13 protein-coding genes and 2 riboswitches are annotated in these 16,744 nt (G+C 31.7%); of the genes, 1 reads left to right on the top strand and 12 read right to left on the bottom strand.

What is annotated here, in order from left to right; translation table 11 throughout:
- Positions 1-49 precede the first annotated feature (49 nt).
- The 12 genes from JEY78_RS09035 to JEY78_RS08980 form a co-directional block, all read right to left on the bottom strand.
- Positions 50-1,051, bottom strand: a complete 1,002-nt coding sequence (locus tag JEY78_RS09035; protein WP_291849848.1) for a homocysteine S-methyltransferase family protein — start codon at positions 1,049-1,051, stop codon at positions 50-52.
- A gap of 60 nt (positions 1,052-1,111) precedes the next feature.
- Positions 1,112-1,213, bottom strand: a riboswitch (SAM riboswitch).
- 79 nt (positions 1,214-1,292) lie between these two features.
- Positions 1,293-1,862, bottom strand: a complete 570-nt coding sequence (locus JEY78_RS09030; protein WP_291849844.1) for a bifunctional precorrin-2 dehydrogenase/sirohydrochlorin ferrochelatase — start codon at positions 1,860-1,862, stop codon at positions 1,293-1,295.
- A gap of 3 nt (positions 1,863-1,865) precedes the next feature.
- Positions 1,866-2,651, bottom strand: coding sequence for a uroporphyrinogen-III C-methyltransferase (cobA, locus tag JEY78_RS09025; protein ID WP_291849841.1), 786 nt, complete (start codon positions 2,649-2,651; stop codon positions 1,866-1,868).
- Positions 2,641-4,731 (bottom strand): HEPN domain-containing protein, encoded by a 2,091-nt coding sequence (locus JEY78_RS09020; protein WP_291849839.1) that lies wholly within the window; start codon positions 4,729-4,731, stop codon positions 2,641-2,643. The genes cobA and JEY78_RS09020 overlap by 11 nt, the downstream gene beginning before the upstream one ends.
- Positions 4,732-4,826: 95 nt before the next feature.
- Positions 4,827-6,074, bottom strand: a complete 1,248-nt coding sequence (locus JEY78_RS09015) for a GTP-binding protein (protein WP_291849836.1) — start codon at positions 6,072-6,074, stop codon at positions 4,827-4,829.
- Between the two features lie 113 nt (positions 6,075-6,187).
- Positions 6,188-7,087 carry a sulfate adenylyltransferase subunit CysD gene (gene cysD, locus JEY78_RS09010; protein WP_291849834.1) on the bottom strand — a complete coding sequence of 300 codons (900 nt, stop codon included), beginning with the start codon at positions 7,085-7,087 and terminating at the stop codon, positions 6,188-6,190.
- A gap of 10 nt (positions 7,088-7,097) precedes the next feature.
- On the bottom strand, positions 7,098-7,715 hold the full coding sequence (locus tag JEY78_RS09005; RefSeq protein WP_291849831.1) for a phosphoadenosine phosphosulfate reductase family protein: 618 nt from the start codon (positions 7,713-7,715) through the stop codon (positions 7,098-7,100).
- Entirely contained in the window at positions 7,712-7,981 is a 270-nt protein-coding gene (locus JEY78_RS09000) for a DUF2061 domain-containing protein (RefSeq protein ID WP_291849828.1), read from the bottom strand. The genes JEY78_RS09005 and JEY78_RS09000 overlap by 4 nt, the downstream gene beginning before the upstream one ends.
- A gap of 127 nt (positions 7,982-8,108) precedes the next feature.
- Positions 8,109-9,278 (bottom strand): aminotransferase class I/II-fold pyridoxal phosphate-dependent enzyme, encoded by a 1,170-nt coding sequence (locus JEY78_RS08995; RefSeq protein ID WP_291849825.1) that lies wholly within the window; start codon positions 9,276-9,278, stop codon positions 8,109-8,111.
- 39 nt (positions 9,279-9,317) lie between these two features.
- Positions 9,318-12,707 (bottom strand): bifunctional aspartate kinase/homoserine dehydrogenase I, encoded by a 3,390-nt coding sequence (thrA, locus tag JEY78_RS08990; RefSeq protein WP_291849822.1) that lies wholly within the window; start codon positions 12,705-12,707, stop codon positions 9,318-9,320.
- Positions 12,708-12,809: 102 nt separating this feature from the next.
- Positions 12,810-12,910, bottom strand: a riboswitch (SAM riboswitch).
- 74 nt (positions 12,911-12,984) lie between these two features.
- On the bottom strand, positions 12,985-14,259 hold the full coding sequence (locus JEY78_RS08985) for an O-acetylhomoserine aminocarboxypropyltransferase/cysteine synthase family protein (RefSeq protein WP_291849819.1): 1,275 nt from the start codon (positions 14,257-14,259) through the stop codon (positions 12,985-12,987).
- A gap of 401 nt (positions 14,260-14,660) precedes the next feature.
- Complete coding sequence (locus tag JEY78_RS08980) at positions 14,661-15,086, bottom strand: DM13 domain-containing protein (RefSeq protein ID WP_291849817.1); 426 nt, start codon at positions 15,084-15,086, stop codon at positions 14,661-14,663.
- A gap of 251 nt (positions 15,087-15,337) precedes the next feature.
- Between JEY78_RS08980 and metK the strand changes: the two genes are divergently transcribed.
- Positions 15,338-16,594: a methionine adenosyltransferase gene (gene metK, locus JEY78_RS08975; protein ID WP_291849814.1), complete on the top strand. Its 1,257-nt coding sequence runs from the start codon at positions 15,338-15,340 to the stop codon at positions 16,592-16,594.
- The last annotated feature ends 150 nt before the right edge of the window (positions 16,595-16,744 follow it).

The following is a 16,744-nucleotide window of genomic DNA, read 5'->3' as shown; positions in this document are numbered from 1 at the left end:
TAATGTGATTCTGAAACAAGTTCAGAATGACGTATAAATTCAATTTGTACTAATTAACTTTAGCAACCATTCTAGGTTTATATTCTTTCACCATATCAGCAATTGCTTTAATATGTGCCGGAGTTGTTCCACAACAACCACCAATAATGTTGATTAAGCTTTTATCTAAATATTCTTTTATTTGACCTGCCATCATCTCTGGACTTTCATCATATTCACCAAAAGCATTTGGCAGTCCAGCATTTGGATGTGCCGAAATTTTTAAATCTGATTTTTGAGCCAACACCTCTAAATGAGGTGTTAATTGTTTTGCTCCTAAAGCACAATTAAAACCAACTGTTAATAATGGAATATGAGAAACAGAAATTAAAAATGCTTCCGCAGTTTGCCCAGATAAAGTTCTTCCACTTGCATCGGTAATTGTACCGCTTAACATAATTGGAATATCAATATTTCGTTCACTTTTTATTTCTTCAATAGCAAATAAAGCTGCTTTTGCATTTAAAGTATCAAAAACGGTTTCAACCAACAATACATCTACTCCACCATCAATTAACGCTTCAGCTTGTTGCTTATAGGCTTTTCTTAAATCTTCAAAAGTTACTGCTCTAAATCCCGGATCGTTTACATCTGGTGACATACTTGCCGTACGATTTGTTGGCCCAATTGAACCCGCCACAAAACGCGGTTTATCAGGATTTTTAGCTGTAAATTCATCAGCAACTTCTTTGGCTATTTTTGCCGATTGAAAGTTTAACTCATATACAAAGTCTTCCATTTCATAATCAGCCATTGCAACGGTTGTACTACTAAATGTATTTGTTTCAATAATATCAGCTCCAGCCTCTAAATATTTTGCGTGAATTTCTTTAATTGCTTTTGGCTGAGTGATTGAAAGCATATCATTATTTCCTTTAACAGAAATATGAAAATCTTTAAATTTTTCACCTCTATAATCTTCTTCAGTAAATTTGTACTGTTGGATCATAGTTCCCATTGCGCCATCAAGCACTAGAATTTTATTTTTTAATACGTTTCGAATGTCTTCCATTTTATAAATTTTACACAAACATGTTGGAAGTTATTAAGAAGGTGTGCTTTAAAAACACAAGTGTTATCTGTCCAGAATATGGTAGAACGTAGCACCTTCTTTAGTTTTAAAGGGTTGCTAAGGCTTCAACAGGTCTATTCCCTCTGCCTTTCTTAATAACTAATTAGAATGTTTATGAACTTTGTGCAAATAAACGGCATATTCTTATGAATTACAAACTGTAGCTTATAATTATGATATTCTATAATAACTTTTCAGTTAATTTATTCATTTCCGCCACTTTATTTGAAAAATCTCCTTTTATGGTTTTTCTAAATTTATTTAAGTTTTTAGCTAAATCATCAATATCATTTGGAATTACTTCTTCAAAAAATTGACGTAAGCGTTTTGCTAAGGTTGGCGATTTTCCGTTAGTAGAAATTGCTATTTTAATATTTCCTTTAGTTACAATTCCACCCATATAAAAATCGCAATAGGGAGGATTGTCAGCAACATTTATTAAAATGTTTCGATCCTTACAATCTTTATAAACTTGAATATTTACATCAATTTTATCAGTAGTTGCAATCACCATATGTTTACCCATTAAAAAGGAATCATTATAACTATCCTCAACCAAATGAACTTTATGGCTTTTAGCTAAGGCAACAAGTTCTGGTAAAAACGTTAAAGAAACAACCGTAACATGTGCATTTGGACTAGATTTTAACAAAAAAGTTAATTTTTCCAAACCAACATTGCCACCTCCAATTATTAATACTTGCAATTGAGTAACTTTTAAAAAAATTGGATATAATTCGTTTTGTTCCATCTTTTAGAATAGATTATATGATGAATTATTAATAGCTATCTGCTCATAAAACGAACGTAATTTGGCACTTTCAGAAACTACTTCTCCAATTATAATAATTGCAGGTGAACCTAATTTTTGCTGCTCTACAACTTCTAAAATTGAATCTATGGTGCCAACTCCAATTTTCTCACTGGCTGTTGTTCCATTTTGAATAATTGCAGTTGGAACGTTGCTTTTATTATATTTTTTAAAAACCGAAACAATTTCATTTAACTTACTCATTCCCATTAAAATAACAACCGTTGCTGTTGATTGGGCTGCTAAATGAACGTCCATTGATAATTTTCTTTCAGTTGTTGTGCCTGTAATTACCCAAAAACTCTCAGAAACACCTCTTTTTGTTAATGGAATTCCTTGACTTGCAGGAACTGCCATTGATGATGAAATCCCTGAAACAACTTCAGTTTCAATTCCAAAAGATTCAATATAATCTATCTCCTCAGCTCCTCGTCCAAAAATAAATGGATCGCCACCTTTTAACCGGACAGCATTCCCAAATTCAAAAGCATTTTTAACAATTAACTCATTTATTTCATCTTGAGTAAAACTGTGCATTCCTTTACGTTTTCCAACAAATATTTTTTTGGCGTTTTTCGGAACATATTCTAGTAATTTTCTGTTTATCAGCGCATCATACAACACAACATTTGCATTTTTCAACGCTTTCACACCTTTTATAGTTATTAAATCTGGGTCACCAGGTCCTGCTCCAACTAAAGTTACTTTTGGTTTTATATTAAGCTTCATCAGATCCGTTTTTAATTCTGTATTCATTCGCTTTTGCATAAAATAATTGTGCATCGGCCACATATTTTTCTGCAAATTGTTTTGTTGGTCCATTTTTTTGAATCTGATATACAAACTCTGAAAACGTTGTTGGCAACCCTATTTTTTCAGAAAAAACAGTTTCAAATAGTGAAATAATATTTGCTTGAGTATTGGTACTTTCACCTTCAGTTAACAACAATGCTTTTGCTGTATTTACCATACTTGTATAGGCGTAGTAAATACTATCTGAATATTGATCTAACTTTAAAGCCTCTGTGGCATTTTCAATTTTTTCTTCGCTTTCAAATAATAATGTAGCTACTAAATCTATTACAACACCTGCACATTCTCCAACTCCAACTGCCATTTCGTATTGTTCTTCTGAACCCCAATCTATAAAATCGCTTCGTACCAAATTAGAAGTATCTGCTAATGGTTTTAAAATATTATAAAAATATCTTTCACCATGCCTGTCGTAATAATTTAAGAAAGATTCTCCCGTTTTAACATTACTTTCATAATCTTTTAAAATAGTTCGTAATGCTTCTGGACCTCTTTTACTCGGAATTTTTATTACTTTATTAGAAACTCTTCCTTCTCCATTTCCTAACACACCACCACCTAATAACACTTGTAAGGCTGGAGCAACTAATTTACCAGATTTAACAGTCATTCCTTGAAAACCTATGTGCGCCATTGAATGTTGCCCACAAGAATTCATACAACCACTAATTTTTATGGTAATTTCCTTATTATTTGCGTAGTGCGGAAATTCAGATTTTAATACCCTTTCTAATTCAGCGGTAACTCCCGTGCTACTTGCAATTCCTAAATTACAGGTATCGGTTCCTGGGCACGAAGTAATATCCAAAGTGCTGTTGTAACCAATTTCAGCAAAGCCTAATTTCTTTAATTCAACATAAAAGAAAGGTAATAATTCTTCTCTTACATGGCGAATTAATATATTTTGACGAAGCGATAAACGCATGTCGTTTCCAGCATATTTTTTTACTAAATCGGCTAACAAACGTGCTTTATCTGTGTAAAAATCTCCTAAATGAACCTTAACACCAATAGCATATAATCCTTCTTGTTTTTGCGCAATTACATTAGAAGTTTTCCAAAACTCATAGTCATTTGCATCTTCAATTTTTACAGATGGAATTTCTACAGATGGAATTTCTATAGCTGTATCAAATTTTGAAGTATCAATTTTATATGCTGTAACTGATAATGCTTTTTGTTCTTGCTCAACCAATTTCACAAAGGCATCAAAACCAATTTCTTTTACTAAAAATTTTAATCGTGCTCTGGCTCTTTTCGCCCGTTCTCCATGTCTATCAAAAACACGTAAAACTGCTTCCGTAATTGGAATAATTTTATCTGCTGAAATAAATTCAAATAAGGTATCAGCCAAACGCGCTTGCGATCCTAAACCACCACCCAACATTACTTTAAAACCAATTTCACCATTTTTTATTTTTGCTATAAAACCTAAATCGTGCATAAAACTTAAGGCAGTATCTTCATCAGTTCCAGAAAATGAAATTTTGAATTTACGCCCCATTTCCTGACAAATAGGATTACGTAAGAAGAATTCGAACACCGCATGTGCATACGGAGATACATCAAAAGGTTCATTAATATCAATCCCAGCAGTTTCAGAGGCGGTAACGTTTCTTACCGTGTTTCCACAAGCCTCACGTAAGGTAATATCATCTTTCTCCAACTCTGCCCAAAGTTCAGGTGTTCTATCTAAACTTACGTGGTGAATTTGAATATCTTGACGTGTGGTAATGTGTAATCTTCCTCTAGAATATTCATCGGAAACATTTGAAATTCTGTGTAATTGTTCACTGGTAATTCTACCATAAGGCAATTTAATTCGAATCATTTGTACGCCGAACTGACGTTGTCCGTATACTCCACGCGCTAAACGTAAACTTCTAAAACGTTCCTCGTCAATTTTGCCTTCGTAATAAAGTGCAATCTTTTTTTCTAGGTCAATAATATCCTTTTCGACGATCGGATTTTCGATCTCGGTTCTGAAACTTTGCATTGTTTTTGATTTTTTTAGTTAGTATAAAAATCTCCTGCCTCAATCTTTTGATTGAAGTAAAATAATATGTATGTTTTTGGTTTTTAGAACATTACTTATTCTATAAATCCTGCGCCCGCTGTGTTATTAGTTTGTGGATCTATTAAAATAAACGCTCCATTTGTTCTATGTTCTTTAAATGAATCGAAAAATATTGGTTTATTTAATTGAAATGAAACAGATGCAATATCGTTCATTCCTAAACTTGTAATATCCGATTTAATTCCAGAAAAATCTGTTTCAATTTTATGATTTATGGTGCTTACTTTTGCTAAAACTTTATTAACACCATGTTGCAACACATATTTTGAACCAGCAGTTAAATTTTTAACATCCATCCAAGAAATTGTAGCCGTAAATTGCTTTTGAACTTTTGGCAATTCATCCACTTTTACAATCATATCTCCTCTACTAACATTTACATTATCTTCTAATGTTATTGTACAAGAAGATCTTCTTGCTGCCGTTTCAAACCTTTTATCGTAAAAATAAATTTCCTTTACTCTACTCTTCGTTTCAGAAGGTAACACAATAACCTCATCTCCAACTTTAATTTCACCACCATAAACTTTACCAGCATATCCTCTAAAATCGTGATATTCTTCAGTTTTCGGTCTAATTACATACTGAACAGGAAAACGAACTCTTCCTCTGTTATAAATATCTATAGTATCTAATTTTTCTAAATGCTCTAATAAAGTTTGCCCTTTAAACCATTGCATTGCGTTTGATTTTGTCACAACATTATCGCCTTTTAAAGCACTAACAGGAATAAAAGTTATGTTTTGATCTTCATAATCACTTTTATCAACTAATTTTTGAAAATCGGCTTTAATTTCATTGTATCTATCTTCAGAAAAATCAACCAAATCCATTTTATTTATGGCAACAATTACATCTTTAATTCTCAACAAATTATTAATGAAAAAGTGACGATATGTTTGCTCTATTACACCGTGACGCGCATCAATTAATATAATTGCAGCTTGTGAAGTTGAAGCACCAGTTACCATGTTTCTTGTATATTCTACGTGGCCTGGAGTATCTGCTATTATATAACTTTTTGTTGCTGTTGAAAAATAAATATGGGCAACATCAATAGTAATTCCTTGTTCACGCTCTGCAACTAATCCATCTGTAGCTAAAGAAAAATCTAAATAATCGTATCCTTTTTGTTTACTACTACGTTCAATTGCTTCTAATTTATCTGATGTTAATGATTTTGTATCATACAATAATCTTCCAATTAAGGTACTTTTCCCATCATCTACGCTTCCTGCTGTTGCTATTTTTAAAACTTCCATTCTTTTGTTTAGCTTTTTGCCATTCGCTTTGGGCTATTGGCTTAATTTTATATTTTATAATGTGCTAAGGGCTAAAAACCAATAGCTAAAGGCAAAATTTTATTACTAAAATTTTAGAAATATCCTTGTTGTTTACGTTTTTCCATGGCCGCTTCTGAGCGTTTATCATCAATTCTTGCTCCTCTTTCAGAAATGCTAGAATCTCTAATTTCGGCAACTACTTGGCTAATTGTAGTTGCATAAGAATCTACGGCCGCCGTACAACTCATATCTCCAACCGTTCTAAAACGCACCCAACGCTCTTCAACCTCCTCATCTTCATCCCTATACACATGTTCTGATGCAGTCCAAATTAACCCATCTCGTAAAAAAGTTTCACGTTTATGTGCAAAATAAATTGAAGGAATTTCTAGGTTTTCACGTTCAATATAGGTCCAAACATCTAACTCGGTCCAGTTTGAAATTGGGAAAACACGTACATTTTGACCTAATTCTATTTGACCATTTAACATATCGAACAATTCCGGGCGTTGATTTTTTTCATCCCATTGACCAAAATCATCACGAACAGAAAAAATACGTTCTTTTGCTCTTGCTTTCTCTTCATCTCTTCGCGCTCCACCAATACAAGCATCAAATTTAAATTCTTCAATAGCATCTAACAAAGTAGTAGTTTGCAACATATTTCTACTTGAATATCTTCCAGATTCTTCTTTTACTTTACCTTGGTCTATTGAATCTTGAACGTTTCTAACAATTAATTCAACACCTAATTCTTCAACCAATCTGTCTCTAAACTCAATAGTTTCAGGAAAATTATGTCCTGTATCTATATGCATTAAAGGAAAAGGAATTTTTGCTGGAAAGAATGCTTTTTGTGCCAATCTTACCAAGGTAATTGAATCTTTTCCTCCAGAAAATAACAATACTGGTTTTTCAAACTGCGCTGCAACTTCTCTAAAAATATAAATTGCTTCGTTTTCAAGTGCGTTAATATGTAACTTCTCTGTCATTATCTTTATTTTATGAATGCAATCCGCATTCTCTGTTTTCTAATACTTTTGTTGGGTCGAAATATTTAAACTCGTTTGGTAAACTGTGCTCTTTTAAATACACATCTAATTGTGCATCAGTCCAATGATAAAAAGGACTTACCTTTAAAATACCATCTTTACTTACCGAAACAACATCAATGCTATTTCTAAAAGCTGTTTGTCCACTTCTTAAATTAGTAAACCAAACTTCTGGTTTATGCTCCGCCATTGCTCTATTAAAAGGTTCTAACTTTACTTGCTCTGTAAAAACTTTATGTAAAGGATCTTCTATTTGAGGCATTCCAATAGTAGCATCTCTGTGCGCAGCCGTTTGCTGAGGAACATATAAATGAACATTTAATTTTAATGTATCAATTAATTCATTTGCATGTTTATAGGTTTGTGGCGTGTTATAACCCGTATCGCACCATATAACTTTTAAATTTGGATCTACCTGTGTAATTGCGTGCAAAATTGCAACTTCATAAGGTCTGAAATTAGTAGTTACTAAAGCGTTTTTTGTAATACTTAAAGCCCATACAATTATTTCAGCTGGCGACTTATCTTTTAAATCTTTATTGATTTTTGCTATATCTAAATTTTTCATTTTTTTCCCCATTTTACAAGATTCCAAATTCTTTCATGGAAAAAGTATAATACCATTTTTGTGATAACTTCTACCATACCTATTGATAATGCCATTTTAATTTCACCTGTAATAAAGAATGATATTACAATTGTATCAATAGTACCAACCATGCGCCAACTTATAGCTTTTACAATACTACGCGCAGCGTTTTCTGAGCTTTTAACTTTTTCGAAACTCTTCTCAGTTTCTTGCTCATTTGAGGTTAAAATTTGATCTAAAATCATTATTATAAATTATAAATATTTTGACTGTGCAAACATACGGTTTTTTTTATTAGTCTACCAAATTGATAGACTTTTAGATTGTTAAAAATTAAAGAATTAACATATTCTTAAAAATTAATAGTATTTTTTAACTATTTAATGCTTGATCTAAGTCTTGAATTATATCATTCACATGCTCTAACCCAACAGAAACACGGACTAAGCCAGGAAAAATACCTGCAGATAATTGTTCTTCAGCTGTTAATTTACTGTGCGTTGTAGATGCCGGATGCGTAACTATTGTTCTGGTATCTCCCAAATTTGCAGATAATGAGCACATTTTTATAGCATTCAAAAATTTTCTCCCAGCTTCAATTCCTCCTTTAATATCTATTGCAATAATATTTCCTCCTAATTTCATTTGCTTTTTGGCAATTTCATATTGAGGATGCGATTTTAAAAATGGATATTTTACAGTAGTTACTTTTGTATGATTTTCTAAAAATTCAGCAATTTTTAACGCATTTTCGCAGTGTTTATCCACTCTAACCGCCAAAGTTTCCAAACTTTTACTCAAAATCCAAGCATTAAATGGCGACATTGCTGGACCTGTATTTCTTGAAAATAAATAAATTTCACGAACTAAATCTGAACTTCCAACTACAACTCCACCTAAAACTCTTCCTTGCCCGTCCATTAATTTAGTAGCCGAATGCACCACTACATCTGCTCCAAATTTTATGGGTTGCTGAATATATGGTGTTGCAAAACAATTATCTATTATTAATAATAAATTGTGCTTTTTGGCAATTTTACCCAACAACTCCAAATCAATAATATCAACACCTGGATTTGTAGGTGATTCCGCATATAAAATTTTTGAATTTGGCTGAATAAATTGTTCAATTTCCTCTGGTTTATTAATATCAAAATAAGAAGTTTCAATTCCCCATTTTGGAAAATATTTTGTAAACAATGTATGCGTTGAACCAAAAACAGAGCGCGCTGATACAATGTGATCTCCACTACTTAACAAAGCTGCAAAGGTTGAATAAATGGCTGCCATTCCTGTTGCAAAAGCATAACCATCTTCTGCGCCTTCCATTTTAATTACTTTTTCTACAAACTCTGTAGTATTTGGATTGCTAAAACGAGAATAAATATTTCTATCTATTTCTTCTGAAAAAGAAGCTCTCATATCTTCTGCATCATCAAAAACAAAACTAGATGTAATGTACATTGGCGTTGTATGTTCTTGAAATTGTGATCGTTCTAATTGTGATCTAATTGCTTCCGTTTCAAAATGTTTATCGTTCATTATTTTTAGTATTTCGCTTATTTGTAAAATGTATTGAATTTAATTTTTTTCAGCCAACCTTAAAATATCTCCAAAAACGCCACGCGCTGTAACCGCTGCTCCTGCTCCTGCTCCCTGAATTACAATTGGTTTTTCGCCGTAAGATTCTGTAAATACTTCAAAAATTGCATCGGCTCCTTGTATTTGTCCCAAGGCGCTATTTGCAGGAACTGAAATTAATTTTACTTCTAAAACTCCTTTATCTTCTTGTAAATTACCCGATAAATCACCAATATATCTTAATACATGGTTTTCTTGCTGTTCTTCTTTTATTGTTTGGTAATGCGCATTCATTTCGTCTAACTTCCCTAAAAATTCTTTTGCAGAACCTTTACGTAAATTTTCCGGAATTAAATTTTCAATAACCACATCATTAAATTCATTCTGTAAATCTAACTCACGCGCTAAAATTAATAATTTACGTCCAACATCATTTCCGCATAAATCTTCTCTTGGATCTGGTTCTGTATATCCGTTTTTAATAGCTTCACCCAAAACTTCACTAAATGGCCTGTTTTGAACTGAGAAATTGTTAAATAAATAACTTAATGAACCAGAAAAAACACCTCTAATTCTTGTAATATTTTCACCAGAATCATGCAATAATTTAATAGTATCAATTAACGGCAAACCTGCACCAACATTGGTTTCGTATAAATAGGATTTTTTATAATTACTTAATTTGGCGCGTAATTCTTTATAAAAAGAATAGCTTAATGTGTTAGCTATTTTATTTGAAGAAATTAAATCGAAACCATTTTCAACCAGATTTATATAATTTTCTACAAATGCGCTATTTGCCGTATTATCAATAGCAATTAAGTTTTCTAAATGATTTTTCTCAGCGAAATCAATAATATTTTGAACATCATTATCAACTGCACTTTTTTCTAAATCAGTAGCCCAATTTTCAGTAACGCCATTTTTATTCAACAATACTTTTGAAGAATTGGCAACTGCAAAAATATTTAAGTTGATATTTTTTCTATTGATGATGTTTTCTTTACTTTTTAAAATTTGATTAATCAGCGTTCCTCCAACCAATCCTTTTCCAAAAATGGCAATATTAATGTTTTTAGAAACACCAAAAATTTCACCGTGAATTACATTTACCGCTTTGTTTAAATCCGATTTTTTTACCACCAAACACACATTTTCTCCAGTAACCGTATTGTTAATTAAAATTGGCGTGATATGGTTTTTAATTAAAGCGCTGTATGGCTGATTAAAAGAGTACAAACTTTGACCGATGATTGAAATTACCGAAACTTTTTCAGTCACATAAATCTGACTTACATCTTTACTTTGAAACTCACTACTAAACTCGTTTTCTAAAACCGTTTTTGCTTTGTAGCCATTTTTAGCGTCTACAACAAAACCAATTCCACGTTCCGATGAACCTTGAGAAATAATACTAATACTGATATTTTCTCTTCCTAAAGCACTAAAAATCCTTCCATCAACACCCACTTTACCCAACAAACCTCTACCAATTAAATTTACCAAGGCAACATCCTCTTGAACTGACAAGGATTTAATTCCACCTTGTTCAGATTCTGAACCTATTAAAGTACCAGGGTTTTCAGGATCAAAGGTGTTTAAAATTCTTAAAGGAATATTTTTTTCAATTAAAGGAATAATAGTTTTTGCATGTAAAATATTTGCACCAAAATTGGCCATTTCATTGGCTTCCTGATACGAAAGTTTTTCTATCTTTTTTGAATTTTCAACCAAGTCTGGATTTGCAGTATAAATTCCACTTACGTGTGTATAATTTTGAAATTCTTCAGCATTTAAAAAATTGGCAATTAATGAAGCTGTATAATTACTTCCATTTCTACCCAAAGTAGTTGTTTCTCCATTTAAATTTGAAGCAATAAAACCAGTAATTATTTGAGTTACATCGCCATTATTCTTTCTGTAATGTTCAATTACATTTTCTTCTGAAACACTTTCAAAAGGCAATGCTTTTCCAAACTGATTATTTGTTTTTATTAAAGTTCTAGAATCTACAAAATTGGCTTTCACATGTAGTTTATTCAACAAATGTGTGATGGTTTTTGCTGATAAAATTTCACCTTGCGCCAACACCTGATCTTTTACCTTTGGGGTGTAATCTCCTAGTAAATTTACACCTCTAAAAATTTCATCTAACAACTTAAATTCAGCAGCTAAATCCACTGAATTATCCATTTCTAATTGATAGTTTTTTAGTTTGTCAAACTCATCAGCATATGGCAAATTATTTTTTGCTTTTTCTAAAATAGACTCTAAAGAATCTGTAGTATTTCCTCTTGCTGAAACAACCACAGTAATTTTCTCTCCATTTTTAATTTTATTAGCAATAATTTGTAATGTACTATCTATTCCAATTCCGTTTGCTAAGGATTTCCCTCCAAATTTTACTACTTTCATTTTATTTTTTTTAGAACTTTGATTAAATATTGGCTCTATAATTTTACCTAATTGTTGATATTCCATTAAAAAAGCATCGTGCCCGTGTACCGAATTTATTTCGTTATAGGTAACTTTTGGGTTTGTTAATGCTAAATGTTTGTGTGTTTCTCTATTTTCTTCCGCAGTAAAAAACAAATCAGAATCTACTCCAATTATATGAATACTTGCTTTTATTGAATCTAAAATTGTTGCTTCTCTTCCCTTAGTTACATCAATTGTTCTTAATAATTGATTCATTAATTTATAGGCTGAAAGCTGAAAACGTTCTTGTAATTTTTTACCGTGATGCAACAACCAACTTTCTACATTAAAAATCTCTAACTCTTCATTTTTTGATCGCTGAAAACGTTCTTTAAATGATTCTGGTGTTCTGTAACACAACATTGCGTGCATACGCGCATCGTGCACTGGGTTACAAGAATTTGATAAAAACTGTTCCTGAATTTGGCAATTTGCAATTAACCAATCGGTAGATTTCCAATCGGTTGCAATGGTTATTAAATTTTTTGTTATTACTGGATTTAATACAGCCATTTCCCAAGCAATTCCACCGCCTAATGAACCTCCAATAAGGGCAAAAAGTTCCTTCAATTTTAATTCTTGCAAACCAATTAAAAAGATGTTTGCAATATCACGTGTTACAAAATCTTTATAATTTTCTATTACAAAACCGTCAAAACCATTCCCTGGAATATTGAAAGATAAAATGGTGTATTTATTGGTGTCAATTACTTTATTTTCACCAACCAAATCGCTCCACCAGCCATTTTCTCCAGCAACATCGCTATTACCAGTTAATGCGTGATTTACCAAAACTACTGGTGCAGTATATAAATCTTGACCAAATAATTGATACGAAAGATTTATATCCTGACCTACAGTTCCCTTTTCAGGAATAAAATTGGTGATTTTAATATGTTTCAATTGACTCATTAAATTATATTATAATTGATTTAAAATCATAAAAAATGACTTTGTGTTACTTAAAAAATAATGTTATGAGAAAATACAGCAATTACTAGAAGTAATTCTTTTGAGTTATCTATCCATATTGGGTAGAATTTAGCACCTTCTTTAAAAATAAAGGGTTGCTAAGGCTTCAATGGGTCTATTCCCTCTGCCTTTCTTGATAACAATAGTCAATAAGTTTATGAACTAAGCGACAAATTAACGCATTAATTTTTTCTCATACAAAACATTTCAGTAAAAACTAAATCTTTTTAAAGGCTGCTGCTAAATCTTGCTTTAAATCTTCAATAGCTTCCAATCCAACAGATAACCTAATTAAATCTTGAGTTACTCCAGCTCCTGCTTGTTGTTCAACAGTTAATTGTTGATGCGTTGTACTTGCCGGGTGAATTATTAATGATTTTGTGTCACCAATATTGGCTAATAATGAAAATAGTTGCGTTGCATCCGTTACTTTTTTAGCTGCTTCAAAACCGCCTTTTACACCAAAAGTAACCAATCCACTCTGTCCTTTTGGTAAATATTTTTTAGCCAATGTATGGTATTTACTACTTTCTAAACCAGGATAATTTACCCAAGCAACTTCGTCTCTACTTTCTAACCATTTTGCCAATTCCAGCGCATTTGCGCTGTGTTGTTTTATACGAACTGGCAAAGTTTCTAATCCTTGAATAATTTGAAATGCATTAAACGGACTTAAAGCACCACCAAAATCACGCAATCCTTCTAAAATTAATTTAAAGGTAAATGCTGCCGCTCCTAAAGCTTCGCTATAAACTAATCCGTGATAGCCGGCTGAAGATTCTGTAAATTCTGGAAATTTCCCATTAGTCCAATCAAAAGTTCCTGCATCAATAATTGCGCCTCCTAAGGAGTTTCCTTGTCCGCCAATATATTTTGTTAAAGAATGAATTACCAAATTTGCTCCATGTTTAATTGGGTTTAACAACGCTGGACTTGCAACTGTATTATCTACAATAAACGGAACTCCAGCAGCTTTAGATTGTTCAGCAATTGCTTCTAAATCTAACACATCTAATTTTGGATTCCCTAAAGATTCCACAAAAAAGGCTCTTGTATTTTCTTGAACCGCTTCTTTAAAATTTTCTGGATTTGAAGCATCTACAAAAGTTGTAGTAATTCCTAATCTTGGTAACGTAACATTTAATAATGTAAAAGTTCCGCCATACAAACTACTGGAAGCGACAATATGATCTCCAGCTTTTAATAAGGTTAATAAACCTGTAGATATCGCTGAAGTTCCCGAAGCAAAAACCACTGCTCCAACTCCACCTTCAATTGCCGCTAAACGTTGTTGTAAAATATCGTTTGTTGGATTGTTTAATCGTGTATAAATAAATCCTAATTCTTTTAATGAAAATAAATTGGCTGCATGTTCTGTATCATTAAAAACATACGAAGATGTTTGATAAATTGGAACCGCTCTTGTTCCTCCTGTTTTAGTTGTATCGTGTCCTGCGTGTAACGCTTGTGTTGAAATTTTTTGAGTACTCATTTTTTATGTTTTAATATTTTAATTCTATGTTTATTTAAATAAAAAAGTCCCTTTGGTTTTAGGTATTACCAAAGGGACTTTTATCTATATAGATTTTATTTTTCCATTTATTTTAGGTAATACCATTTCATTGTGCTACGCATTATTTGCATAAACATTGTTGTTGGCATACACATATTTTTTTGAAAATTTAAATTCATTTTATTACTTTTTTGATATAAAAAAACCTCTGAGTTATCAGAGGTTTCTATTTGTTATTTATTATTACATTTTAAACAATAGCATCCTCTGTGTAATTTTTACACATCATATAACGCATTTTGTTAAACATAATTTTCATTTTTCTTTATTTTGATGCGACAAATGTAAACACATTTTTTTAATATACAACAAAAAAATAATTATTTTAATTCTGAAGTACCAAAGCTAACTGAAAAATCTACACACCAAATATTCACAATTTTATACTTTGCTAAATCTATATTTTCAGGAATTGTATACGTAAAATCTCCTGAAATCCCTTTTAAATCTCCCAAGTTTACAAATTCTGTTGAATTTACATCCGTAGATAAATACACTAATAATTTTGGCCCGTTATCTGTTTTAAAATTTGTAAAAGTTAGTACTGTTTTATCAGAATTAACAGATGCTTTTCCAGAAGTTGGATGCGCTCCATTTACAAAATCTCCCATTACAAAAGTACTTCCATTCATTGTATTATCGTCTTCTATTTCCATTTGCTCCACAATAGTTACCATTTCATCGTTTCCAGAACAATTACTAAATATTAAAGCAAAAAGTGCTAATACGGCTATTTTTTTCATCATAAGTTTAAGTTTTATACATTATAGTCTTAAAAAGTTCAAAATCATTACAAATAAATCATCAAAAAATAATTTAACAGTTAATTGGTAATTAATTTTTAAATTTTCATAACTTTGCAAACGAAATATTCAAGAGGAAAAATTTGAACTGATTGCAACCTCGTTAAAAAATGCTAAAGCAGTAATTATTTACTCTCTTTAGCGACCAGCGCAATCAACAAAATTTTCTTCAAACAATTTAAAATTAAATAATTATGTCATATTTATTTACATCCGAATCAGTTTCTGAAGGACATCCAGATAAAGTTGCTGATCAAATTTCGGATTCATTAGTAGATAACTTTTTAGCTTTTGACGAAAACTCAAAAGTAGCTTGTGAAACATTGGTAACTACAGGCCAAGTTGTATTAGCAGGAGAAGTAAAATCTAACACGTACTTAGATGTTCAAAAAATAGCACGTGATGTTATCAATCAAATTGGTTATACTAAAAGTGAGTATATGTTTGATGGAAATTCTTGTGGAGTTTTTTCTGCAATTCACGAACAATCACAAGATATTAATCAAGGTGTTGATAGAGCAACCAAAGAAGAGCAAGGTGCTGGTGATCAAGGAATGATGTTTGGTTATGCAACCAACGAAACCGAAAATTATATGCCTTTAGCATTGCACTTAAGCCATTTAATTTTACACGAGTTAGCTGCATTAAGACGTGAAAATAAAGAAATTACTTATTTACGTCCAGATTCTAAAAGTCAGGTTACTATTGAATATACTGATGATAATGTTCCTTTTAGAATTAAAGATATTGTAGTTTCTACACAACATGATGACTTTGGACCAACAGACGAAGCCATGCTAGCCAAAATTAAAAGTGATGTTATTTCAATTTTAATTCCTAGAGTTTTAAAACAATTACCAGCTAGTATTAAAGCGTTGTTTAATGATAATATTACGTATCACGTAAACCCAACTGGGAAATTTGTAATTGGTGGACCTCACGGAGATACCGGTTTAACAGGTAGAAAAATTATTGTTGATACGTACGGTGGAAAAGGAGCTCACGGAGGTGGAGCATTTTCAGGTAAAGATCCAAGTAAAGTAGATAGAAGCGCTGCATATGCTACACGTCATATTGCTAAAAATTTAGTTGCTGCAGGTATTGCTGATGAGATTTTAATTCAGGTTTCTTATGCAATTGGTGTTGTAAAACCAATGGGTATTTATGTAAATACGTACGGAACTTCAAAGGTTCATAAAGGTGATGGAGAAATTGCAGAAATAGTAGAACAACTATTTGATATGAGACCAGCCGCTATTGAGGCACGTTTAAAACTACGCCAGCCAATGTATTTAGAAACAGCGGCTTACGGACATATGGGACGTGACAATAGAACTGTTACAAAAAAGTTTACAAATGTTGATGGAACTGAAAAAATAATAGACGTTGAGTTATTTACTTGGGAAAAACTAGATTATGTTGATAAAGTAAAAACTGCTTTTGGCCTTTAATTATTATATTATTTAATACAATAAAAAATCTTCATTTCTTTAGGTTCACCTAAATTTTTGAAGATTTTTTATTTTTGAGTCGTCCTAAAATAGGTTGACGATTATTAAAAAAAATAATGAAAACCTGTGAAGATATCTTCACAGGTTTTT

It is taken from the genome of Lutibacter sp., assembly GCF_016342705.1.
Lineage (GTDB): Bacteria > Bacteroidota > Bacteroidia > Flavobacteriales > Flavobacteriaceae > Lutibacter.
The sequence above is the reverse complement of the archived record's forward strand: the minus strand, read 5'-3'. Positions and strand labels throughout refer to the sequence as shown.